The sequence below is a fragment of the Kineosporiaceae bacterium genome (assembly GCA_016713225.1).
GTDB lineage: Bacteria > Actinomycetota > Actinomycetes > Actinomycetales > Kineosporiaceae > JADJPO01.
Map to the genome: position 1 here is coordinate 632,706 of JADJPO010000001.1, position 22,377 is coordinate 655,082.

Consider the following 22,377-nt stretch of genomic DNA (forward strand, 5'->3'; position numbering starts at 1 on the left):
TACGGAACTGTCACTAGCTGAGCACGCCTCTTGTCGAGAATGGCGTCTGCATCGCCGGAGCTGCCAGCATGCGACAGGAATCAGTGCCCTCGCCGGTCGGGTCTGCTCCGAGGGCGTGCCTGATCGTCGCCCTTGGCGTGGCCATTGCACGCTGACACGCCGTGATTGTCGGTGGCGCACGGTAGAAGTGACAAGATCGAACAACCTGGGGGAGGGGCGCATGGATGTTCTGCATTCGGTCTGGGGGAAGACCGACTTCGATCGGCAGGTCAACGAGCCACGATGGCTACCGGTCGCGCAGCACCTGGTCGACTCCGAGGCCACGGCCGCGTACCTGTGGGATCACTGGCTCACCCCCCATTTGCGCGCTCTCGTCGCCGAACCATTCGGCTCGATCGATCACGGACGCTCCGTCGCGGCGTTCCTGGCTGGAGTGCACGATGTCGGTAAGTGCACCCCCGCCTTCGCCATCCAGGCCCGCAAGAGCCACCCCGAGTTGCTCACGACGATGGCGCAGTTCGGACTCCGCGTTCCCGCACAATGGCCGCCCGCCATCTCGCGCGAGGTCCGGCACGGCCCCGCAGGCCAGATCGCGCTCGATGCCTGGCTCATCGAGCAGGGCTGGAGTTCTACCGACACCACCCAGGTCAGCACGGTCATCGGCGGCCACCACGGGTTCCCTCCCGCCACCACCGAGATCATCGCGGCGAGCCGGCGCCGCGAGTTGCTCGGCGGCCCTGCTTGGCAGGCCGCCCAACGCGAGCTGATCGACGGTGCTGCCCACCGCACCGAAACGACGGACCTCTGGACCGCCTGGCGCGACGTCCAGATCAGCCAACCGGCCCAGGTGATCCTCAGCGGGCTGGTCATCATGGCCGACTGGGTGGCCAGCAATGCCGAGTTCTTCCCGTTGATCGGGCTCGATCAGACCGCGATCACCGTCCCGACGCCGGTGCGAGTGAGCCAGGCCCATGATCGGCTGGCCCTGCCGGCAGCCTGGAAACCCCGCAGGAGTGCGGGTGATGCCAATGCCCTCCTGCGCCAGCGGTTCGTCATCGATGCCGCAGCTCGGCCGGTTCAGCACGAGGCGGTCGCCGCGGCCCAGCGCATGCGCCTACCCGGACTGCTGGTGATCGAAGCGGCGATGGGTGAGGGCAAGACCGAGGCAGCTCTGCTCGCCGCCGAGGTGCTCGCTGAGCGCAGCGGTTGCAGCGGTGTGATGGTGGCACTGCCGACTCAGGCGACCTCTGACGCGATGTTCGCCCGCGTCACCTCATGGCTGGAGCGAGTGCCGGATGCCGGGCTGGGCGCACATTCCCTGCACCTCGGCCACGGCAAGGCCTGGCTCAACCCTGACTTCTTGGCTCTGTTCCGCGCCGGCCGCCCGGCATCGGTCGGCATCGACGAATCCGATGACGCGGCGCCCGGGGGTGGTCCTGCGCACGAAACCTGTGTGCAGGCCTACGTCGACTCCTGGACTCGGGGCCGCAAGAAGGGCTGCTTGGCCGACTTCGAGGTAGCCACCATCGACCAACTGCTGTTCACTGCGCTGAAAGCCCGACACCTCGCGCTACGTCACCTCGGTGTGGCGCGCAAAGTGGTGATTATCGACGAGGTGCACGCCTACGACGTCTACATGAGCGTGTATCTGCGGCGAGCATTGGAATGGCTTGGTGCGTACCGAGTTCCGGTGATCCTGCTGTCGGCGACATTTCCGACAGCCCGTCGGCGTGAGCTGTGCGAGGCATACCAGTGCGGCGTCGACTCCCATCAGGCTCCCCTGCCGACGCGAGGCTGGCGCGATCGCGTGGCTGCGCCTGTTGCCACGTCAGCGGCCGACACCGTTGTCGTGCAGTCCATCCCGAGTAGCCTGCCCTACCCGGTACTCACCTTTCCGGTCGACGATGCCTGGCATCATCAGCCGGTGGCGGCGTCCGGCCGGTCGGGTCACGTACGTATCCAGACATTGGACGACGACCTCGACAGCCTGGTCGCCGAGCTGCACGACCGGCTGCGCGAGGGCGGGTGCGTGCTCGTCGTCCGCAACACTGTCGACCGCGCCCAGCTCACGGCACGTGCCCTGCGCGAGGCCTTTCCCGATACCCGGGTTCACCTTGTGCACGCGCGGTTCATCGGTCACCACCGTGCCCGCAATGACGCTCTGTTGCGTGAGCTGTTCGGACCGCCGGACGACACCTCGTGTCGTCGGCCGGAGAAGGCCATCGTGGTCGGCACGCAGGTCGTCGAGCAGTCTCTCGACATCGACTTCGACCTGCTGGTCACCGATCTGGCCCCGATCGACCTGATGCTGCAGCGGATCGGCCGGGTGCACCGGCACCAACGGGGTGAGGGCCAGAGCCGGCGGCCGGAACCGTTGCGTGAGGCGGTCTGCATGGTGACAGGGGTGGAGGACTGGCGCGCCGGATCGGAGAGTTCCGGGCCGCCGAAGCCGGTGGCCGGCTCGATGCGTGTCTATGGGCGGCACCTGCTCTACCGCAGCGCGGCGCTGGTGCTCGAGGCGTCCGAGTGCGGGGGCGCCTGGCAGCTTCCCGACGACATCCCGCGGTTGGTCGAGGACGTATACGGCGAGCAGCCGATCGGCCCAGCGAGCTGGCAGCGCGACCTCGAGGACGCAGCCCATGGCCAGCGACGACGCGACGCAGAGCGGCTCGGCCGTGCCGAGACGTTCAGATTGGGTGAGGTGCGTTCACCCGGTGCCTCACTTGCCGGATGGTTGAACGGGTCGGTCGGCGAAGCGGACGACGACGCCCGAGGCCGGGCGCAGGTGCGCGACGGTGACGACAGCCTCGAGGTGATCCTGCTGCGCCGAGGTGAGGACGGCGTGCTCCGCCTACCGGATGGCGGCTTTCGGCACGCGAATGAAGAGGCACCGCTGGATCCTGGTCGCCCTTTGTCCCGGACGCTCGCCGGCTGTGCGGTGCGGGTGCCGGCGTGGGCCACCAAGGGTGAGCGCGGCGTCCAGCTCATCACCGAGCTGGAACAGAACTACTTCGAACCGTGGCAGCGCGACCCGACCTTGCGCGGGCAACTGGTGATGGTGCTCGACGAAGGAGCACCCACCCGGCTGGCGGGTCTCGACATCTCTTACGACGGCAGCGACGGACTGGAGGTACACCGCGGTGATTGACCCCGACCGCTCGTTCGACCTGATCGACGAGCCCTGGATCCCCGTGCTGGCAGGGGATGGCACGGTGAACGAGGTTTCGCTGGCTGACCTGCTCCGTCACGCCGACGGATACGTCGGCATCGTCGGCGAGCTACCCACGCAGGGCTTCGCGCTCCTGCGGCTGGTGCTCGCGGTCTTGCATCGCACCTTGCGTCGCGATGACGGCGGTGCGGGCCCGGCGAGCATCAGCGAATGGGCGGACCTGTGGGAACAGTGGCCCGACGTGGCCGAAGCGGCCATCGGATACCTCGATGTCCACCGCGACAGGTTCGATCTGTTCCACCCCGACACCCCGTTCTTCCAGGTGGCCGACCTCCACACGGCCAAGAACGAGACGTCCGACCTCGATAAGTTGATCGCGGACGTGCCGAACGGGCTGCCGTTCTTCACCACTCGTACCGGCCCGGGCATCGAACGGATCACGGCGGCCGAGGCGGCACGCTGGCTGGTGCACGTGCACGCCTTCGACGCCTCCGGCATCCGCTCGGGCGCGGTCGGCGACAGCCGGGTGAAGGGGGGCAAGGGGTATCCGATCGGGCCGGGGTGGTCCGGGCAGATCGGCGGGGTGCACCTGGAGGGTCGCACCCTGCGCGACACCCTGCTGCTCAACCTGATCGCCTGGGGCGACCCGCGAACCGCCGAGCTGACCATCAGTTCAGGGCCGGACGACGTCCCGCCGTGGGAACGCCCTCAACTCACCGCCACCGAGGAGACCGTCGGCGGCCGGCAGGCGCGTGGCCCGATCGATCTGTACACCTGGCAGACCCGGCGGGTCAGGTTGGACGGTGATCGGGGTGGTGTCGCCGGTCTGGTGTTGGCCAATGGCGACAAGGTGCTGCCGCAGAACCAGCACACCCGCGAGCCGATGTCGGCTTGGCGGTACAGCGAGCCGCAGACCAAGAAGCACGGTCAGGTCACGTACATGCCGCTCGAGCATCGCGTGGAGCGTCAGTTCTGGCGCGGACTCGAGGCGTTGCTCGCCCACACGGGCGCGACGTCGTTGGGGCAGCCGGCGGCACGGCTGGCACCGGCATTGATGGGCTGGCTCGGCGCGGTGGATCGCCTCGTCGGCCACCGGGGGTACGGCCTCGTCACTGTGCATGCGGTGGGAATCGTCTACGGCAGCAACAACTCCGTCGTCGACGAGCTGATCGATGATCGGTTGCGATTGCCCCTTGTCCTGCTGGATCCCACCCGTCGGGAGTTGGCCGACGGTGCGGTACGTGCTCTGAGTCGAGCTGACGAGGCCGCAGCCGCTGCGGCGTCGTTTCGGCAGAACCTCGCCCGCGCTGCCGGGGCCGGATCCGACGAATCCGAAGGTCCTCGTGACCAGGCTCGGACGGCGGTCTATCACGCTCTGGACGCCCCGTTCCGCGCCTGGCTGCTCTCGCTTGGTGCCGAACCGAGTCTGCTCGATGCCGAGCATCGCTGGCAGAGCGAGGTACGCGACGTCGTCCAGCGACTCGGACGGGAGTGGCTCGGCGAGGCCGGGCCAGGCGCCTGGACCGGCCGCGCGGTGCGCGGCCACCGGCTCGACGCGGGCTTGGCCGACAAGTGGTTCCAGCGCAAGCTCCGCGAGGTGCTCCCCGCGGCGTACCACGATAGGGAGGTATCGGCATGACCGACACCCATGAACGTACTCAGGGCACCGCTGATGAGCTGGCTCAGTTCATCAGGTCACGGCTGAAACCTCTTCAAAGGCAATACCTCTCACCCAAGCGTAACGGGTCGGTCGACTCTCGGTTGGCCCAGCTGCGGCATGCTGTGACCGGTGCCCCGGGGGAGTCGGCCGCCATCTGGGATCTGACCCTGGACGGCGTGCCCCGGCCTGGGCGTACCGATGTGCCATCGGCCACCGAGCGGGCCGCGCACACCGTCTGCACCCTCTACGCGCTGCACCAACAAGCCAAGCGGACGCCTATGTTCGTGGATGGCATATCGATCGGCCATGCCATGCGGCGGCTGCTGCGCTCGCACAACGCCGGCGCCGATCCGGAGCGTGAGGGCAGTCTTCGGCTGCGGTTCGATGCCCTGCTGACCGCAGAATCGTATGAGGAACTCACCTATCACCTGCGTGGGCTGGTTCAGCAGTTCCGCGCCGCGGACGTGCCACTCGACTACGCGCGGCTCGCGCAGGATCTGGTGAGCCTCCAGCGTCCTCATCGGGTGGCAGGTGTGCGGATCCGCTGGGGGCGTGACTACCACCGCCTCCACCTGCCCGGCGCCGATCAGGAAGCCGACGGCGACACCACCGAAACCCCCGACACGACCGACCCCGAGGAGCTCTCGTGACCCGCACCATCATCGACGTCCACGTGCTGCAGACGCTGCCTCCCAGCAACGTCAATCGGGACGACACCGGCAGCCCCAAGACAGCCGTCTACGGTGGCGTTCGCCGTGCCCGGGTGTCGAGCCAGGCGTGGAAGAAGGCCACTCGCACAGCCTTCGAGACCACCCTCGATCGTGACGGCCTCGGGGTGCGTACCAAGCGCGTGCTCGAACTGATCGGTGAGGAGATTACCCGCCAGTCCTCGGACCTGGCTGAGCAGTCCATCGAACTGGCGAAGCAGATCATCACCACCGCGGGTATCAAGGTCAGTGCCCCGCGGCAGAAGGAACGCACTGTCGAGGAGTCGGGCTATTTGATCTTCCTGAGCGCTGCTCAGGTACGTGCGCTCGCTGCGCTGGCCGTCGAGTCCGCCCGGTCGGGGCAACCGCTGGCCAAAGCCGCGGTGCGGGCCAAGTTTGGTGAGGCCAACTCGATCGACGTCGCTCTGTTCGGCCGCATGGTGGCCGACGTCGCCGACCTCAATGTCGACGCCGCCGCTCAGGTCGCCCACGCGATCAGCACCCACGCCGTCAGCAACGAGTTCGACTTCTTCACGGCCGTCGACGACCGTAAGCATGGCGCCGACGAGGACGCCGGCGCCGGGATGATGGGAACGGTCGAGTTCAATTCCTCGACCCTGTATCGCTACGCCTGTCTCGACGTCGATCAATTGCAGCGCAACATGGGTGACACCGAGGCGACCGCGCGGGCAGCGGCAGAGTTCGTGCGCGCGTTCCTGGTCAGCATGCCGACCGGCAAGCAGAACACCTTCGCGAACAACACTGTGCCGGACGCGGTGCTGGTCACCGTTCGCGGCGACCAGCCGATCTCATTCGTGGGCGCTTTCGAGGAACCGGTGACGGCGTCAGGCTCGGCGGGTCAGTTGAGCGCCTCGGTCGATGCGCTCGTCACGCAGGCGAAGGACATCCATGACGCCTACGGGACGCCCGAGTCCTCGTGGGTGTTCGGGATCGGCGACAAGGCGCGGCCCGTCGAGGCTGGAGGTGAGCGCGTCTCGCGCGATCAGTTGGTCGACGGGATCACGCAGGCGGTGCGTGAGCGGCTCGGCGCCGTCCGATGACCACACTGCTGCTCACCTTGGCGGCACCGCTGCAATCGTGGGGAGTCGCCAGCCGGTTCCCCGTGCGCGCCACGCAAGACCATCCGAGCAAGAGCGGGGTGATCGGGCTGCTGGCCGCCGCCATGGGTCGCAGACGCACCGATCCGATCGAGGACTTGTTGGGCCTGCGGTTCGGGGTCCGCATTGATCAGGCTGGTGCCCTGGTTCGCGACTTTCAGACCGCCCATCGCGCGGACGGCGCCTCCGCGCCGATCTCCGAGCGGTACTACCTGGGGGATGCCGTGTTCCTGGCCGGCCTCGAGGGCGAGGCAAGTCTGGTGGCGACATTGGACGGCGCGCTGCGTCGTCCAATGTTTCCGCTCTACTTGGGCCGGCGGGCATGCCCGCCGGCTGGGCCGATCCGTGCCGAGGTGCACGACAAGCCACTGCGTACGGTGCTGGAGACCATGCCGTGGCGTGCTGCTCGACGGATCCGGCGCAAGGACGGCAGGGCCGAGGTGCCGGTGGACATCGTCGCGGATGCCGATCCAGTCGACGACACCCGGGGTGACGTGGTCCCGGCGCTGGTACGCGACGTCCCGCAGTCGTTCGACCCGGTACGCCGTGATTATGGCGTGCGGCGCGTCGTCCGGTACCGAACCTTGATCAGCAATCCGGACGGCGCCCGGCACGCCGAACCGGAGCGTGTGACCGATGCGATCGGCGGCCATGATCCGTTCGACGCCTTGGAGGCCTAGGTGTTCCTCAGCCGATGTGAGATCAACCCTGCGCGTCGTGGGGCGAGGCAACTGCTCGGTTCGCCGCAGGCGCTGCATGCGGCCGTGCGGTACGCCTTCCCGTCCACGGGTGAAGCGACGGGCGGCGGGCGCGTGCTGTGGCGGCTCGACAGTGACAGTCATCGCCACGTGTTGTACACCGTGAGCCCGCACGCACCCGACTTCAGTCACCTTGTTGAAGAGGCCGGATGGCCGTCGACGACCGGCTGGGAGAGTCGCGACTACGATGGCTTTCTGGGCGGCCTTCGTGCCGGGCAGACCTGGGCCTTCCGGCTCGCCGCCAATCCGGTGCACTCGGGTCGCCGGACCGCCTCAGCTGAGACCCAGCGGTTCGGTCACATCACTGCGCAGCAGCAGCATGCATGGCTGCTGACACGTTGTGGTACATGGGGTTTCGATATCCCAGAGGCTACGGGATGGGCCGATGGCGAAGATTCTCAGCGGGCGGTGCTGGTGCGGGATCGCGCTGTCCGGACGTTTCGCCGGGGTGAGGGCAGGGTGACCCTGAGCACCGCGGTGTTCGAGGGCACATTGCGGATTGTCGACGCGGAGGTGATGCGGGCTTCGCTCATCGCAGGGATGGGCCATGCCAAGGCGTACGGGTGTGGGCTGATGACGCTCGCCCGCCCCTCGCCGTGACCCGGCCGATGCCTGGGGCGCCGCCGTTGGAGCCCCGGGAGCTGCTGCGCGCCGAGGATCGCGTGTCCTTCCTCTACCTGGAGCACGCGGTAGTCCATCGCGACTCCAATGCCATCACCAGCACCGACGCCCGAGGGACGGTGCACATCCCGTCAGCGACCATCGCCACGCTGCTGCTCGGGCCGGGGACCAGCATCAGCCATCATGCGGTGATGCTGTTGGCCGAGAGCGGGGCAAACGTGGTCTGGGTGGGGGAGCGCGGCGTCCGGTACTACGCGCACGGACGGCCCCTGGCGCGCTCGTCCCGGTTGCTTGATGCGCAGGCGCGGCTGGTGAGTAACCGGCAGTCGCGCCTGGCGGTCGCCCGAGAGATGTACACGATGCGATTCGTGGGGGAGGACACCCGCGGGCTGACCATGCAGCAGCTCCGAGGCCGGGAGGGTGCTCGGGTCAAACGCACGTACCGGGAACACAGCGAGCGCACCGGGGTGGCCTGGCGCTCCCGGAGCTACGTCGCGGGCGATTTCGAGAAGTCCGACGCTGTGAACAAGGCCCTCTCGGCGGCGAACACGGCCATGTACGGCGCGGTGCACTCCGTTGTCGTGGCGCTCGGCTGCTCGCCAGGTCTGGGGTTTGTGCATACCGGGCACGACCGGTCGTTCGTCTACGACATCGCTGATCTCTACAAGGCAGACCTGGTGATCCCGACGGCCTTTGACGTGGCTGCAAAGGAGGGGGTGGAGGACATTGGAGCGCACACCCGCCGGACCATGCGAGACGTGATCTTCAGGGCCAAGTTGCTAGAGCGCTGCGTAGCCGACGTTCGGCGCCTGCTGTTGGGTGACACGGGGTCCGGCGGGGAGGAGATCGACATGGTCAGTCTGTGGGACGACCGCGCCGATGCTGTTGCTGCCGGCCAGAATTACGATGAGGTCGACTGGTGATTGTCGTCGTGCTGACGGCGGTTCCCGTGGGTCTTCGCGGGCTGATGACCAGGTGGCTCCTCGAAGTGGCGCCAGGGGTGTTCGTCGGCCACTTGCCGACCCGGGTGAGGGATCTGCTCTGGGACCGGATCGTCGAGATGGTGGGATCGGGTCGGGCGCTGATGATCCACTCGAGGTCGGGGGAGCAAAGGCTCGCTTTCAAGGTTCACGGGCACGACTGGGTGCCGGAAGACTACGAAGGTATCCAGCTGATGCTCCGCCCGAGCGGCACGGGTTCCGTACCGATGAAGCCGCCTCCGGAGGGCTGGAGTATTGCGTCGAGGCGTCGCCGGTTCGGCCGTGTGCTGCCCCGTGCGGAGAAGGCAGAGTGAAGCCAGTTCCCCGCCCGTCCCAGTAAAGTGCCAGGTCAGCAAGTGTGCTCCCCGCGCAGGCGGGGTGATCCCGGGAGGAGTGCGGGCCGTCTCATGACCAAGCGGTGCTCCCCGCGCAGGCGGGGGTGATCCCTCCGCCGGCGCGCTCGGCCCGATCTCGACCGTGTGCTCCCCGCGCAGGCGGGGGTGATCCCGCCACCCGAGCCGCCCCGGCGTGTGACCGGAGGTGCTCCCCGCGCAGGCGGGGGTGATCCCTTGTCGGCTCCTGTGCGGTGGGCCGGTCGGTGGTGCTCCCCGCGCAGGCGGGGGTGATCCCGCGGGGATGGCGCACAGCGACACCTCGCGGAGGTGCTCCCCGCGCAGGCGGGGGTCCCTTGACGGCGAGCAGGGTCACGACGGGTCCACCGTGCTCCCCGCGCAGGCGGGGGTGATCCCATGCTCGGGGAGTCGGCGCAACACCCGAAGTAGGTGCTCCCCGCGCAGGCGGGGGTGATCCGCTGGCGCCCTGACCGGCTCGCCGTCCGTGGCGTGCTCCCCGCGCAGGCGGGGGTGATCCCGTCCGCGCCTACCACTGAAGTGATCGCAGGAGTGCTCCCCGCGCAGGCGGGGGTGATCCCCACCAAGGTCTTCGTGTCCGAGGTCAAGTGGAAGTGCTCCCCGCGCAGGCGGGGGTGATCCCGGGACGGATCGCGGGTAGGTAACGCCCCGACCCGTGCTCCCCGCGCAGGCGGGGGTGATCCCACGGGCAACGCCGCGCACCTCGTCAGCGATGGCCCGGTGCTCCCCGCGCAGGCGGGGGGTGATCCCTTACCCTTCGAGCACCGACAGGACTTCCGGCGTGCTCCCCGCGCAGGCGGGGTGATCCCCCGACGGTGAGACCTGGGCGCCGAGCTCGGCGTGCTCCCCGCGCAGGCGGGGGTGATCCCCGACCTGCTCGCCCGCGTGACGCCGCGCGAGGTGCTCCCCGCGCAGGCGGGGGTGATCCCGAGGGGCTCCGGCGCGCGGGAACCCTGTCGCAGGCGTGCTCCCCGCGCAGGCGGGGGTGATCCCAGTCCGAGCCATGCGAGAGCGACAAAGACAACGTGCTCCCCGCGCAGGCGGGGGTGATCCCGGGCCGGCCACGACGGGGGATGTCGCTGCCTGGTGCTCCCCGCGCAGGCGGGGGTGATCCCTGGCCGTCGTCGTGCGAGCCCTGATCGGAGACGTGCTCCCCGCGCAGGCGGGGGTGATCCCTCGACGAGCGGGGCACGGCCACGGCCGAGCGAGTGCTCCCCGCGCAGGCGGGGGTGATCCCGGCGACACCTCAGGTCGACGTCGAACGTCCGGGTGCTCCCCGCGCAGGCGGGGGTGATCCCTTGGCGGCGCATGCTGTCTCCAATCCCGGTGCGTGCTCCCCGCGCAGGCGGGGGTGATCCCGATGGAAGACGACGCATACACAGTCACAGTCGTGTGCTCCCCGCGCAGGCGGGGGTGATCCCGAGCTCCTCAGCTACACCTCGACCGCCCTCGAGTGCTCCCCGCGCAGGCGGGGGTGATCCCTACCGGGGCGCCGGGATGGGCAACACCACCCTGTGCTCCCCGCGCAGGCGGGGGTGATCCCGATCCGCTGCCACCTTCGCAGCCCAGGCCGCTGTGCTCCCCGCGCAGGCGGGGGTGATCCCAGCACGCGGCGTGGGTAGACGCCGGGCGGGGTGTGCTCCCCGCGCAGGCGGGGGTGATCCCCGCAACCCAACCCACGAGGAGAACCCCGATGTGTGCTCCCCGCGCAGGCGGGGGTGATCCCCGCTTGTAGACGTCGAGCACGACCACATCATTGTGCTCCCCGCGCAGGCGGGGGTGATCCCCGCGAATGTCTGGGTGGTTCCGGTGCCGGTGAGTGCTCCCCGCGCAGGCGGGGGTGATCCCGGAAACGATGCGCCGGCACATGGTCGCCGAGCGTGCTCCCCGCGCAGGCGGGGGTGATCCCTGGTGGCTGATCGCAGCTCTACGTGAGTGGTAGTGCTCCCCGCGCAGGCGGGGGTGATCCCGGGTGGTGGTTCGGGTGAGTAGCCCTGACCTGGTGCTCCCCGCGCAGGCGGGGGTGATCCCTGCCAGGCGTCGACTGGGATCGGTGCACCTGCGTGCTCCCCGCGCAGGCGGGGGTGATCCCCATGGCCAGACCGCCACTAGCTGTCCGGGGCGGTGCTCCCCGCGCAGGCGGGGGTGATCCCGGTTCGCCGAGGCGGTGCCGGGCGGCCAGTACGTGCTCCCCGCGCAGGCGGGGGTGATCCCGGGTCGCCATAGCCGCGCACCCGCAGAAGATGGTGCTCCCCGCGCAGGCGGGGGTGATCCCCTGGGACTCGGTGTCGGGGTCGATGTGCGCGACGTGCTCCCCGCGCAGGCGGGGGTGATCCCAACTCGTCCACGTCGAGGAGAGCGACCTGCTGGTGCTCCCCGCGCAGGCGGGGGTGATCCCGCCGCCGCCCTGGCGAAGGCGCAGCTCGAGCTGTGCTCCCCGCGCAGGCGGGGGCGATCCCTACCCAACGCTGTCAATGCCTTCCGACGACACGTGCTCCCCGCGCAGGCGGGGGTGATCCCGAGGTGATCAGGCTGGCGGGGGTGACCTTGGCGTGCTCCCCGCGCAGGCGGGGGTGATCCCTGGCACGAGCTCTCCGAGGGCGACGAGGAGTGGTGCTCCCCGCGCAGGCGGGGGTGATCCCGCCACCGGGGACCGCAGAGGCGCCGAATCCTTGTGCTCCCCGCGCAGGCGGGGGTGATCCCGTGCAGATGTTCTGCAACGACGGCACTGGTACGTGCTCCCCGCGCAGGCGGGGGTGATCCCGGCCTGGCCTGGCTGATCCACCCCGGCGCCCCGTGCTCCCCGCGCAGGCGGGGGTGATCCCTGGTGCCCGCGATCCGCGCGGTGCTGCCGGTAGTGCTCCCCGCGTGTTGACCGTCGCTTCTGATGCCGATGAGCGGGTGGACTGACGTCGTTCTGGTTGCCGATGGCCGGGTGATCTTGGTGGTGTCGCCGGTGGGTGGTGGTCGGCGCCGTCGGTTGGCCGACGGGGGAACAATCGCGCCGACGTAGACGACGACGGCCCTCCCGCCGATGTGTCGTGGAGGACCTGCGCCGGGAGGGCCGTGCTGATGCACGGAGGCATCGTGGTGACGGTAGGGGCTGATTCGGTTCTGGTCGAGGCGCGGTTGTTCGGGGGGCAGGTCCCCTGCCCGGTGGTCGGGTGTCAGCAGCCGCTGCGGCCGTGGGGGTGGGCTCGGCGGCGGAGGGTTCACGGACTTGCGGGGTCGCTGCGTCCGCGGCGGGCGCGGTGCGGGTCGTGTCTGGCCACGCATGTGCTGCTGCCGGTGGTGGTGCTGCTGCGGCGGGCGTATGCCGCCGAGGTGATCGGTGCCGCGGTCAGGGCCCGTGCTGCGGGTGCCGGTCACCGCTCGATCGGTGAGCGGCTGCGGGTGCCGTCTTCGACGGTGCGGGGCTGGCTGCGCCGGTTGGGTGGGCGGCTGGGATCGGTCCGGGTGGTGCTGCTGCAGGTCGCGGTCCGCGCCGGTGTCGATGTCACGGTGCCTGCTGCCACTGGATCTGGGTGGCGGGATCTGCTGGCAGCGCTGGAGGCCGCGAAGGAGGCGGTGGTCGGCCGGTTCGGGCCGGTCGGTGTTCTCGGCCCGGGTGTCCTCGGCGCGGTGACGGCGTGGCAGGTCGCGGTGAGCTGCAGTGGTGGTCGGCTCCTGGCGCCGGGTTGGCAGGTGTCGTGACGGCTGCGTGTGGGCTGGCGGGCGCAACACGAGTTGCCTCTGACGGTCGGGGCGGTTGTTCGGAAACCTCGGAAGGTCACTGACCGGCGCCTGTCCTGGCGTGGGGTCATCCCTTTCGGAATAGAGGTTTTCGTGAGTTCAGAACACGATGACGAGGCTGCCCGGCGGGCGCGGGCGCAGCGGGTGGCGTTGTTCCGCTACCAGGTGATCTGCCCTGCCCTGGATCCGGGTCTGTCGACGAAGGCGCGTGGCCGGGTGGTCCGGGCGATCGCCGCGCAGTCCCATGCCGGCCCGTTCGGCGGGACGGTGTCCTTCTCCCGGGACACGTTGGACCGGTGGATCCGCCGTTACCGCCGCGGCGGGTTCGACGCGCTGGCCCCATCGGCGCGTCAGCCCGGCACCCGCATCGACGCGCCGGTGCTGGACATGGCGGTGGCGTTGAAGAAGGAGAACCCGGGCCGCACCGCCGCGCAGGTCGCCAGGATCTTGAAGGCCTCGACCGGGTGGTCGCCGTCGGAGACGACGCTGCTGCGGCTGTTCCACCGCCACGACTTGATCCGCGCGCCGGTCGAAGGATCGACGGCGGTGTTCGGCCGGTTCGAGGCCGGCGCCCCGAACGAACGGTGGGTCGGGGACGCCCTGCACGGGCCGCGGGTGGGTGGCCGCAAGACGTACCTGTTCGCGTTCCTGGACGACCGGTCACGGCTGCTGGCCGGTTACCGGTTCGGGTTCGCCGAGGACACCGTGCGCCTGGCTGCCGCGCTGCAGCCTGCGCTGGCCGCTCGTGGTGTCCCGCAGTCGGTGTATGTCGACAACGGCAGCGCGTTCGTCGATGCGTGGCTGTTGCGGGCCTGCGGCAAGCTCGGCATCCGGCTGATCCACTCCACCCCGCACCGCCCGCAGGGCCGGGGGAAGATCGAACGGTTCTTCCGCACCGTCCGCGATCAGTTCCTCGTCGAGGTCAGCGACAGCACCGCCGAGGACCTCACCGGGCGAGGACTGTCGCAGGCCGGGGCGCTGCTGGAGCTGAACGCGCTGTTCACCGCCTGGGCCGAGTCGGTCTATCACCACCGGGTCCATTCGGAGACCGGGCAGAGCCCGCTGGCCCGGTGGGACGAGGGCTGGCAGGCCGCCGGACACGGCCCGGCCATGCCCAGCGCGGAGGCGTTGACGCAGGCGTTCCTGTGGTCGCAATGGCGCACCGTGACCAAGACCGCGACGGTGTCGCTGCACGGCAACAGCTACGAGGTCGACCCGGTCCTGGCCGGCCGCAAGGTCGAGCTGGTGTTCTCCCCCTTCGACCTGGAAACGATCGAGGTGCACTACCGAGACAAGGTCTACGGGCGGGCGGTGCCACACCGCATCACCCGTCACGCCCACCCGAAAGCCCGGCCCGAAACCCTCGAACCGGAAACGGATCGGGCCCCGGCAACCGGGATCGCCTACCTGCAACTGGTCGCCGGCACCCACCACGAGCAGGTCGCCGCCGACGAACGGATCGGCTTCCACGCCCTCTACTCCACCGGCCAGCCGGCGCCACCAGAGACCGGCCAGCCCGGCATCGGCCAGCTGCCCGGGCAGCTGTCGATCGACGAGGCACTCCAGGACATCAGCAAGGACATCAGCGATGAGCGGGCGGAGGCCGGGAAATGAGTATCCAGCGTCTGCAAGCACATTGGGGTTTCACCCGGATGCCGTTCGGCAGAAGCCTGGCCCCCTCGATGCTGCACCGCCACGACGGGCACGCCGAGGCCGTCGCCCGGATCGGTTGGTGCATCGAGCAACACGCCCTCGGTGTGATCACCGGCGAAGTCGGTGCCGGCAAGACCGTCGCCGTCCGCGCCGCCGCCGCCGGCCTCGACACCTCCCGGCACGTGGTGATCTACCTGCCCAACCCCTCGATCGGAGTGCGCGGCATGCTGCACCACGTCGTATCCACGCTCGGGCAGACACCGAGTTTCTACACCGCCACGCTGGTCCCGCAAGCTGCCGCAGCTCTGGCAGCCGAACACGCTGAACGTGGCCGCACCCCAGTCGTGATCTTCGACGAGGCGCACCTGCTCGACAACGCCCAACTCGAAGCCGTCCGGATGCTGACCAACCACGACATGGACTCCGGTGCGCCCTTCGCCGCGCTCCTGGTCGGACAGCCGACCCTGCGGCACCGGCTGCGCCTGGGCGTCCTGGCCGCACTGGACCAGCGGATCTCGGTCCGCTACGCCCTGGCCGGGATGACCCCCACCGAGACCAGCGACTACATCACCCACCACGTCAAGATCGCCGGCCGCTCCGACACCCTGTTCAGCGATGACGCCATCACCCTGATCCACAACGCCGCGCGCGGTTACCCCCGGGCAGTCAACAACCTCGCCGTCAACGCCCTCACCTCCGCGTTCGCACGCCAGAGCACGATCGTCGACGAGAAAGCCGCCCGCATCGCGATCTCCGAAACCGGCGCCGACTGAACCCAGCCGCCCAGAAAACGATCGGCACCATCACCCCGCCGACCAACCCGGCGCCACACCGACCAAGGCCCCGTCCGCAACCAGCGGACGGGGCCCTTCCACAACAACTTCATCGGCATCCACAACAACGGCGTCATCGGCAAGATCAGCGACGGTCAACACCCGCGCAGGCGGGGGTGATCCCTGGCCGACCTGAACCCCGTACCGAAGCGGGTCGTGCTCCCCGCGCAGGCGGGGGTGATCCCGTGATCGTGCGCGGCACCTCGGGCACCCCGGTGTGCTCCCCGCGCAGGCGGGGGTGATCCCAGCGTGCTCGGCCCGGCGTTCTCAGCCGTGGCGTGCTCCCCGCGCAGGCGGGGGTGATCCCCGGGTGGGGAGGCATTGACTGTGCCTGCCCTCGTGCTCCCCGCGCAGGCGGGGGTGATCCCGCGTCGGCGAACGCCTTGCCGATCACGAGCGGGTGCTCCCCGCGCAGGCGGGGGTGATCCCCACCGACCTCAGGAGATGACCCACATGCCCGAGTGCTCCCCGCGCAGGCGGGGGTGATCCCGTGTTGAGTGCGTTGGAGCCGATCTCGGCGGCGTGCTCCCCGCGCAGGCGGGGGTGATCCGGTCGACATGGGCGACCCGGTTCGAGGAAGCGTGCTCCCCGCGCAGGCGGGGGGTGATCCCAGCCACGCGAGGCCGGCCACGGCCAGCAGGGACGTGCTCCCCGCGCAGGCGGGGGTGATCCCCTTCTGACCTGGCCCAGATATTCAACTTCCGAGGTGCTCCCCGCGCAGGCGGGGGTGATCCCGTGACGTTCACGTAGTCGTTCGACCAGGCGTTGTGCTCCCCGCGCAGGCGGGGGTGATCCCGCCCTCGGTGTCCAGCTCTGTGACGATGCCGCGTGCTCCCCGCGCAGGCGGGGGTGATCCCGGCTCGGCGTACACACTGGGCTCGGGCACCAAGTGCTCCCCGCGCAGGCGGGGGTGATCCCGGGCAGTCGAACCTGTTCAACGCGCGCGCCCTGTGCTCCCCGCGCAGGCGGGGGTGATCCCGGTGTCTGTGGTCGTCGACGATCCGAGTCCGTGCTCCCCGCGCAGGCGGGGTGATCCCAATCCGAGCCACGCGAGAGCAACAACGACAACGTGCTCCCCGCGCAGGCGGGGGTGATCCCGCCGAGATTCTGCGCGTGACAGCGCAATCCGGGGTGCTCCCCGCGCAGGCGGGGGTGATCCCCGGCTGGAACGCGGTTCGGTACGCGCTGACCTCGTGCTCCCCGCGCAGGCGGGGGTGATCCCCATCCGGTACGACCTCGCCGCAGCACACTGAGTGCTCCCCGCGCAGGCGGGGGTGATCCCACGTGGGTTGTGCTCGGCCTCGTCCTACTAGGGTGCTCCCCGCGCAGGCGGGGGTGATCCCGGAACGCGCTACGCGTGGTCGATGGGGAAGCTGTGCTCCCCGCGCAGGCGGGGGTGATCCTGAATCGACCCATGACGTGACGCGGTCGCCGTTGTGCTCCCCGCGCAGGCGGGGGGTGATCCCCCCACTGACCACGGGAGACCCCATGCCTCACAGTGCTCCCCGCGCAGGCGGGGGTGATCCCGGGAAACCCTCCCTCCCCACCAAGGGGACTCCGTGCTCCCCGCGCAGGCGGGGGTGATCCCACCCACAACCACAGCACGCTCAGCCAACCCACGTGCTCCCCGCGCAGGCGGGGGTGATCCCGCCGCGCCGCCGCGGCCGATCTGGTCGACCAGGTGCTCCCCGCGCAGGCGGGGGTGATCCCTGTTCCGTTCGGACCTGGTTCCGAACATGGCTGTGCTCCCCGCGCAGGCGGGGGTGATCCCGCGCCATGGCACTCACCATCAGGGAGATGAACGTGCTCCCCGCGCAGGCGGGGGTGATCCCAGCTCGAGCTGACGGAACCCGGCCTGCGGCCGGTGCTCCCCGCGCAGGCGGGGGTGATCCCGCCTGCAACAGGTTCACTCGGCGACACCCTCAGTGCTCCCCGCGCAGGCGGGGGTGATCCCTGACCTTGCCCTCGGCGCCCTCGGCGCCCTCGGCGACCTGGGTGCTCCCCGCGCAGGCGGGGGTGATCCCTGGTGGTGGGCACCGCATCAGGGCCGCGGCTAGTGCTCCCCGCGCAGGCGGGGGTGATCCCAGCTCCGCTCGATCAACGAGCTGGACTACAACGGTGCTCTCGCGCAGGCGGGGGTGATCCCACGATCGAGGGCGACCTCGCCAAGCCGTCGCCGTGCTCCCCGCGCAGACGGGGTGATCCGAGCGCAATCCAGGACCTGGTTCTTGCTGCGGCGAAGCGCCCTATGAGAGGAAGGCTTCGATTCACGGACTAACAAGATGGACTAGGTTAGTCTGATCGGATGGAGCGGATCGTCAAGGTGCACGAGGCGAAGACCAATCTGTCAGCCCTGCTGGCTGCGGTGGAGGACGGGGAAGAGATCGTCATCGCCCGCGGTGACACCCCGATCGCGCGCCTGGTCCCGCTGGCGCGGACCAAGGGGCGAGAACTCGGCTTCGTGCACTACCGGGTGCCGGAGAGCTTCTTCGACCCGCTGCCGGACGATGAACTCGATCACTGGGAAGTCCCCTCTCGTGGCTGAGGCACCGAGCGCGCCGCCGCCAGCGGTACTGCTCGACACCCATGCCCTGCTGTGGGCACTGACCGATCCGTCGCGGCTGGGCTCGGCCGCACGTGCCGTGATCGAGGACTCGGCGACCCGCCTGGTCGTCTCCGCCGCCACGGCGTGGGAGCTCTCGACCAAGCACCGACTCGGACGCCTCCCGCAGGCCGACCCGTTGCTGGCCGCCTACTCGCGTCACGTGTCCCGCCTCGGCGCGCAGGAATTGCCGGTGACCTCCGAGCATGCGCTCCTGGCCGGCGCGCTCGACTGGGCTCACCGCGACCCGTTCGACCGCATGCTGGCGGCGCAATGCCTGCTCGAGTCGCTGTCGCTGGTCAGCTGCGACAGCGCCTTCAGTGAGGCAGGGATGGTGCCGCGGGGGTGGTGAGCCACCGGCCGCGGTGCAGCACACGCCCCACGCCCGTCTCGGTGATCTCGACCAGATCGGCCGGCGACCCGATGGCGAGCTGGGGCACCGACAGGCCCAGCGCGCGGGCCGGGGTCGAGGTTGCGGCGCGCACCAGTTCGACCACCGGGACGCCGCGGCGCACCAGCCGACCGAACGCCTCGCCCACCGTCGTCGTGCTGCCTGCCAGCGCCCCCGCCGAGCCGTCTGAGGTGACCACCCGCGCCACGCCGTCCTGCACCCGCACCTGCGAGCCGGCCAACAGGTAGTCGCCGTCACCGAGTCCGGTGGCCGCCATGGCGTCCGAGATCAACGCCATCCGCCCCCGCCGCGGCCCGGACGACGTCGATCGCCTCGTCGGCCACGTGCTCGCCGTCCGCGATCACCTCGACGGTCAGCGTGGCATCGCTCAGGGCGACCCCGACCAGCCCCGGATCGCGGTGGTGCAGCGAGGGCATGCCGTTGTACAGGTGCGTGATCACCCGGGCACCGGCGTCCACAGCCGCATGCACGATGTCGGCCGGCGCCTGGCTGTGCCCCAGCGCGACGGTGACGCCGGCCTCGGTCAGGCGGCGAACGGCGTCCAGCGCCTCGGGCAATTCGGGCGCCAGGGTGACCATGCGGATCGTTCCGCCCGCGGCGTCCAGGGCCTGGTCGACCTCGGCCGGGGACGGCGTGCGCAGCAGCCGCGGGTCGTGGGCGCCGCAGCGGTGCACCGACAACCACGGCCCCTCGAGGTGTACCCCGGCCAGGGTGCCGTCGTGCACCAGCGGGGCCAGCTCGCGCAGCCGATCGAGCAACGCCGGCAGCGGCATGGTGGCGATCGTGGCCACCAGCCGGGTGACCCCGAGCCGGGCGTGGTGGGCCAGGCCGGGAGCCGGATCTGTTGCCAGGGCTCCGAAATCCACCCCGTCGGCACCGTGGCAGTGCATGTCGAACAGACCCGGGACGGCGAGCTCGATCGTGGCCTCGGCCGGCCGGGGTGGCGCGCCGCTACCGCGGGCGACCACGCGTCCGTCGTCCAGCTGAAGCCAGACCGGTCCGTCGAAGGCGTCCTCGACCAACCGCTCGACAACGATGGATGAGGGCAGTGCTGCGGGCTCTGAACTCACGCTGGGCACCCTAGTCCGGTAGGCCTGCCGGGCGGTTCTGATGCCCAGGTAGTGCGCTCGCGGAGCGAAACGGGCAGGATGCAACCGTGAACCGCACGTGGTGGTGCGCCCACGCCTGGTTGCCCAAGGGCCCGGCCGCTGGGGTGAGGATCAGTTCCGGCACGGACGGAACGATCACTGCCGTCGAGACGGACACCCAGGCCCAGCCGGGCGACACGCAGCTCGACCTGCTCGTTCTTCCCGGGTTCGCCAATACCCACTCTCATGCCTTCCACCGCGCGCTGCGCGGTCGTACCCACACCGACGGTGGCACCTTCTGGACCTGGCGCGACCGGATGTATGCGCTGGCCGACCGGCTCACCCCCGATACCTACTGCGAGTTGGCCACCGCGGTCTTCTCCGAGATGGTGCTGTCGGGTGTCACCTGCGTCGGCGAGTTCCACTATCTGCACCACGGCCCGGGGGGCGCCCGATACGGCGAGCCCAACGCCATGGGCGAGGCATTGCGCGAGGCCGCCGCGCGCGCGGGTCTGCGCATGACGCTGCTCGACACCTGTTACCTGCGTGGTGGCATCGACGTCCCGCTCGAGGGCGTGCAGCGCCGGTTCGACGACGGGGACGCCGAGAGCTGGGCGATGCGGGTGAGCGAGCTGGCCGACGGTGACAGCTTCCGGGTGGCGGCGGCGGTGCACTCGGTGCGCGCCGTCCCGGTCGACGAGCTGTCGGTGATCGTCGAGGCCGACGTGGGGGAGGACGGCTCACCGCGGCCGCTGCACGTGCACCTGTCGGAGCAGCCGGCCGAGAACGCGTCCTGCCTGGCGGCCTACGGTCGCACCCCCACCCAGCTGCTGGCCGACCACGGGGTGCTGGGTTCGGCCACCACGGCGGTGCACGCCACGCATCTGTCGGCCGAGGACATCGTGCTGATGGGCGCCTCACAGACCACGGCCTGCATCTGCCCCAGTACCGAGCAGGATCTGGCGGACGGCATCGGTCCCGCGCGCGAACTGGCCGACGCCGGGGCGCCGATCGCGTTGGGCACCGATCAGCACGTGATGATCGACATGATCGCCGAGTCGCGGATGCTGGAGATGCACGAACGCCTGGCCTCCGGACGTCGCGGCCGATTCTCGGTCGAGGAGCTGGTCACCTCGCTGACCTCGGCGGGGCATGCCGCGCTGGGCTGGCCCGAGGCCGGGCGGATCGAGGTCGGGTCGTTGTGCGACCTGGTCGGCGTCCGGCTCGATTCGTTGCGCACGTCGGGCGCACTGCCCGGCCAGATCCCGATGGTCGCTTCGGCCAGTGACGTCGACACCGTGGTCGTGGGCGGGCGCACCGTGGTCGAGGACGGGCGTCACCTGCCGCTGCGAGCCTCCGGCGGCGTCCCGCGGGCGCTGACGCGCGCCATCGCCCGGGCCTGGGGCGAGGCCTGAGCACCAACCTGCTCATGCTCCGCAGGTGACGCTCAACGTGGCATGTAAAGGTTTCCATCCGCTCCTCTGCGGAGTATGAGCGGTCACCCGCGGAGCATGAGCGGGTTGGCTGGGGTGTGACCGGCGCGACGTGGCGAGGGTCGGCCGGGCACCTAGGCTGAGCGCCATGCGGCCTGCCAAGGACTTCTTTCGTGCGCTTGCGGTTGGTGCCCCGCAGCCCCTGCGCGAGATCCCGTTCCGACCCTCTCGAATGATCCACTTCTTCGACCCGTCGAACGCCAAGATGGCGGCGAAGGTGCCGGAGATGACCTCGAAGGTCGACGTGCTGCTCGGCAATCTCGAGGACGCCGTCAAGGCGGACAACAAAGAGGCCGCGCGCGCCGGGCTGGTGGCCATCGCGGCGTCCACCGACTTCGGTGACACCCAGTTGTGGACCCGGATCAACGCGCTCGACTCGCCCTGGGTGCTCGATGACCTGACCACGCTGATCCCGGCCATCGGGCACAAGCTCGACGTGGTCATGGTGCCCAAGGTCGAGGGCGCCGAGGACATCCACTACGTCGACCGGCTGCTGGCCCAGCTCGAGGCCAAGGCCGGGCTCACCCGGCCGATCTTGATCCACGCGATTCTCGAGACGGCCCGCGGCGTGGCCAACGTCGAGGAGATCTGTGGTGCCAGCCCGCGGATGCAGGGTCTCTCGCTCGGTCCGGCGGACCTGGCCGCCAACCGCCGGATGAAGACCACGCGGGTCGGCGGCGGTCACCCCGGGTACCTGGTGCGCGAGGACCCGCCGGTGCTGGACGACGGCGCCGTGGGATACCAGGCCGACCGCACCGTGTTCCAGCAGGACCTGTGGCACTACACCATCGCGCGCATGGTCGATGCCTGCGCCTCGAACGGCATCTACGCGTACTACGGACCGTTCGGGGACATCAAGGACGTCGTCGCCTGTGAGGACCAGTTCCGCAATGCCTTCCTGCTCGGCTGTGTCGGGGCGTGGAGCCTGCACCCGGTGCAGATCGAGATCGCCAAGAAGGTGTTCTCGCCCGCCCCGGACGACGTGGCACACGCCCTGCGCGTGATCGAGGCGATGGGTGACGGCAGCGGCGCGGTGATGCTCGACGGGCGGATGGAGGACGACGCCTCGTGCAAGCAGTGCCAGGTGATGGTCGATCTGGCCCGTGCCCTCGCGGCGCGCGATCCGGAACTCGCTGCTGCGTACGGCTTCTGAGCAATCCGCACCCCCCAAGGAGAGTGT

17 protein-coding genes and 2 CRISPR repeat arrays are annotated in these 22,377 nt (G+C 69.9%); of the genes, 15 read left to right on the plus strand and 2 right to left on the minus strand.

The window, feature by feature from the left end; genetic code table 11:
- Positions 1 to 220 precede the first annotated feature (220 nt).
- From cas3 to IPK24_02910, 13 genes are all read left to right on the plus strand, one after another.
- Positions 221 to 3,148: a CRISPR-associated helicase Cas3' gene (gene cas3, locus IPK24_02850; protein MBK8074510.1), complete on the plus strand. Its 2,928-nt coding sequence runs from the start codon at positions 221 to 223 to the stop codon at positions 3,146 to 3,148.
- Positions 3,141 to 4,808: a type I-E CRISPR-associated protein Cse1/CasA gene (gene casA, locus IPK24_02855; protein ID MBK8074511.1), complete on the plus strand. Its 1,668-nt coding sequence runs from the start codon at positions 3,141 to 3,143 to the stop codon at positions 4,806 to 4,808. The genes cas3 and casA overlap by 8 nt, the downstream gene beginning before the upstream one ends.
- The gene (gene casB, locus IPK24_02860) at positions 4,805 to 5,479 is read left to right on the plus strand and encodes a type I-E CRISPR-associated protein Cse2/CasB (GenBank protein ID MBK8074512.1); all 675 of its coding nucleotides are present in this window, start codon (positions 4,805 to 4,807) and stop codon (positions 5,477 to 5,479) included. The genes casA and casB overlap by 4 nt, the downstream gene beginning before the upstream one ends.
- Positions 5,476 to 6,597 carry a type I-E CRISPR-associated protein Cas7/Cse4/CasC gene (gene cas7e / locus IPK24_02865; GenBank protein MBK8074513.1) on the plus strand — a complete coding sequence of 374 codons (1,122 nt, stop codon included), beginning with the start codon at positions 5,476 to 5,478 and terminating at the stop codon, positions 6,595 to 6,597. Before casB ends, cas7e begins: the two co-directional genes overlap by 4 nt.
- The gene (gene cas5e / locus IPK24_02870; protein MBK8074514.1) at positions 6,594 to 7,334 is read left to right on the plus strand and encodes a type I-E CRISPR-associated protein Cas5/CasD; all 741 of its coding nucleotides are present in this window, start codon (positions 6,594 to 6,596) and stop codon (positions 7,332 to 7,334) included. The genes cas7e and cas5e overlap by 4 nt, the downstream gene beginning before the upstream one ends.
- Entirely contained in the window at positions 7,335 to 8,012 is a 678-nt protein-coding gene (gene cas6e / locus IPK24_02875) for a type I-E CRISPR-associated protein Cas6/Cse3/CasE (GenBank protein ID MBK8074515.1), read from the plus strand.
- Positions 8,013 to 8,020: 8 nt separating this feature from the next.
- Positions 8,021 to 8,956 (plus strand): type I-E CRISPR-associated endonuclease Cas1, encoded by a 936-nt coding sequence (gene cas1e / locus IPK24_02880; protein ID MBK8074516.1) that lies wholly within the window; start codon positions 8,021 to 8,023, stop codon positions 8,954 to 8,956.
- Positions 8,953 to 9,327 (plus strand): type I-E CRISPR-associated endoribonuclease Cas2, encoded by a 375-nt coding sequence (gene cas2e, locus IPK24_02885; GenBank protein ID MBK8074517.1) that lies wholly within the window; start codon positions 8,953 to 8,955, stop codon positions 9,325 to 9,327. The genes cas1e and cas2e overlap by 4 nt, the downstream gene beginning before the upstream one ends.
- A gap of 44 nt (positions 9,328 to 9,371) precedes the next feature.
- A CRISPR array of direct repeats spans positions 9,372 to 12,270; the repeat unit is 29 nt; unit sequence GTGCTCCCCGCGCAGGCGGGGGTGATCCC.
- A gap of 201 nt (positions 12,271 to 12,471) precedes the next feature.
- The gene (locus IPK24_02890; GenBank protein ID MBK8074518.1) at positions 12,472 to 13,077 is read left to right on the plus strand and encodes a helix-turn-helix domain-containing protein; all 606 of its coding nucleotides are present in this window, start codon (positions 12,472 to 12,474) and stop codon (positions 13,075 to 13,077) included.
- Between the two features lie 132 nt (positions 13,078 to 13,209).
- Entirely contained in the window at positions 13,210 to 14,730 is a 1,521-nt protein-coding gene (locus tag IPK24_02895) for a DDE-type integrase/transposase/recombinase (GenBank protein MBK8074519.1), read from the plus strand.
- On the plus strand, positions 14,727 to 15,542 hold the full coding sequence (locus tag IPK24_02900; protein ID MBK8074520.1) for an ExeA family protein: 816 nt from the start codon (positions 14,727 to 14,729) through the stop codon (positions 15,540 to 15,542). The genes IPK24_02895 and IPK24_02900 overlap by 4 nt, the downstream gene beginning before the upstream one ends.
- Before the next feature lie 155 nt (positions 15,543 to 15,697).
- Positions 15,698 to 17,808: a CRISPR direct-repeat array (repeat unit 28 nt; unit sequence GTGCTCCCCGCGCAGGCGGGGGTGATCC).
- A gap of 99 nt (positions 17,809 to 17,907) precedes the next feature.
- Positions 17,908 to 18,147 (plus strand): type II toxin-antitoxin system prevent-host-death family antitoxin, encoded by a 240-nt coding sequence (locus tag IPK24_02905; GenBank protein ID MBK8074521.1) that lies wholly within the window; start codon positions 17,908 to 17,910, stop codon positions 18,145 to 18,147.
- Positions 18,110 to 18,556, plus strand: a complete 447-nt coding sequence (locus IPK24_02910; protein ID MBK8074522.1) for a type II toxin-antitoxin system VapC family toxin — start codon at positions 18,110 to 18,112, stop codon at positions 18,554 to 18,556. The genes IPK24_02905 and IPK24_02910 overlap by 38 nt, the downstream gene beginning before the upstream one ends.
- Here the strand turns inward: IPK24_02910 and IPK24_02915 are convergent.
- Positions 18,522 to 18,893 carry an amidohydrolase family protein gene (locus IPK24_02915; protein ID MBK8074523.1) on the minus strand — a complete coding sequence of 124 codons (372 nt, stop codon included), beginning with the start codon at positions 18,891 to 18,893 and terminating at the stop codon, positions 18,522 to 18,524. The two genes, IPK24_02910 and IPK24_02915, sit on opposite strands and share 35 nt — an antisense overlap.
- Positions 18,850 to 19,686 carry an amidohydrolase family protein gene (locus tag IPK24_02920; GenBank protein ID MBK8074524.1) on the minus strand — a complete coding sequence of 279 codons (837 nt, stop codon included), beginning with the start codon at positions 19,684 to 19,686 and terminating at the stop codon, positions 18,850 to 18,852. The genes IPK24_02915 and IPK24_02920 overlap by 44 nt, the downstream gene beginning before the upstream one ends.
- Positions 19,687 to 19,772: 86 nt before the next feature.
- On the opposite strand from IPK24_02920, the gene IPK24_02925 reads away from it, so the two are divergent.
- Together IPK24_02925 and IPK24_02930 are read left to right on the plus strand one after the other, a co-directional pair.
- Positions 19,773 to 21,119, plus strand: coding sequence for a formimidoylglutamate deiminase (locus tag IPK24_02925; protein ID MBK8074525.1), 1,347 nt, complete (start codon positions 19,773 to 19,775; stop codon positions 21,117 to 21,119).
- 166 nt (positions 21,120 to 21,285) lie between these two features.
- Positions 21,286 to 22,350 (plus strand): CoA ester lyase, encoded by a 1,065-nt coding sequence (locus IPK24_02930; protein ID MBK8074526.1) that lies wholly within the window; start codon positions 21,286 to 21,288, stop codon positions 22,348 to 22,350.
- Positions 22,351 to 22,377: the final 27 nt, after the last annotated feature.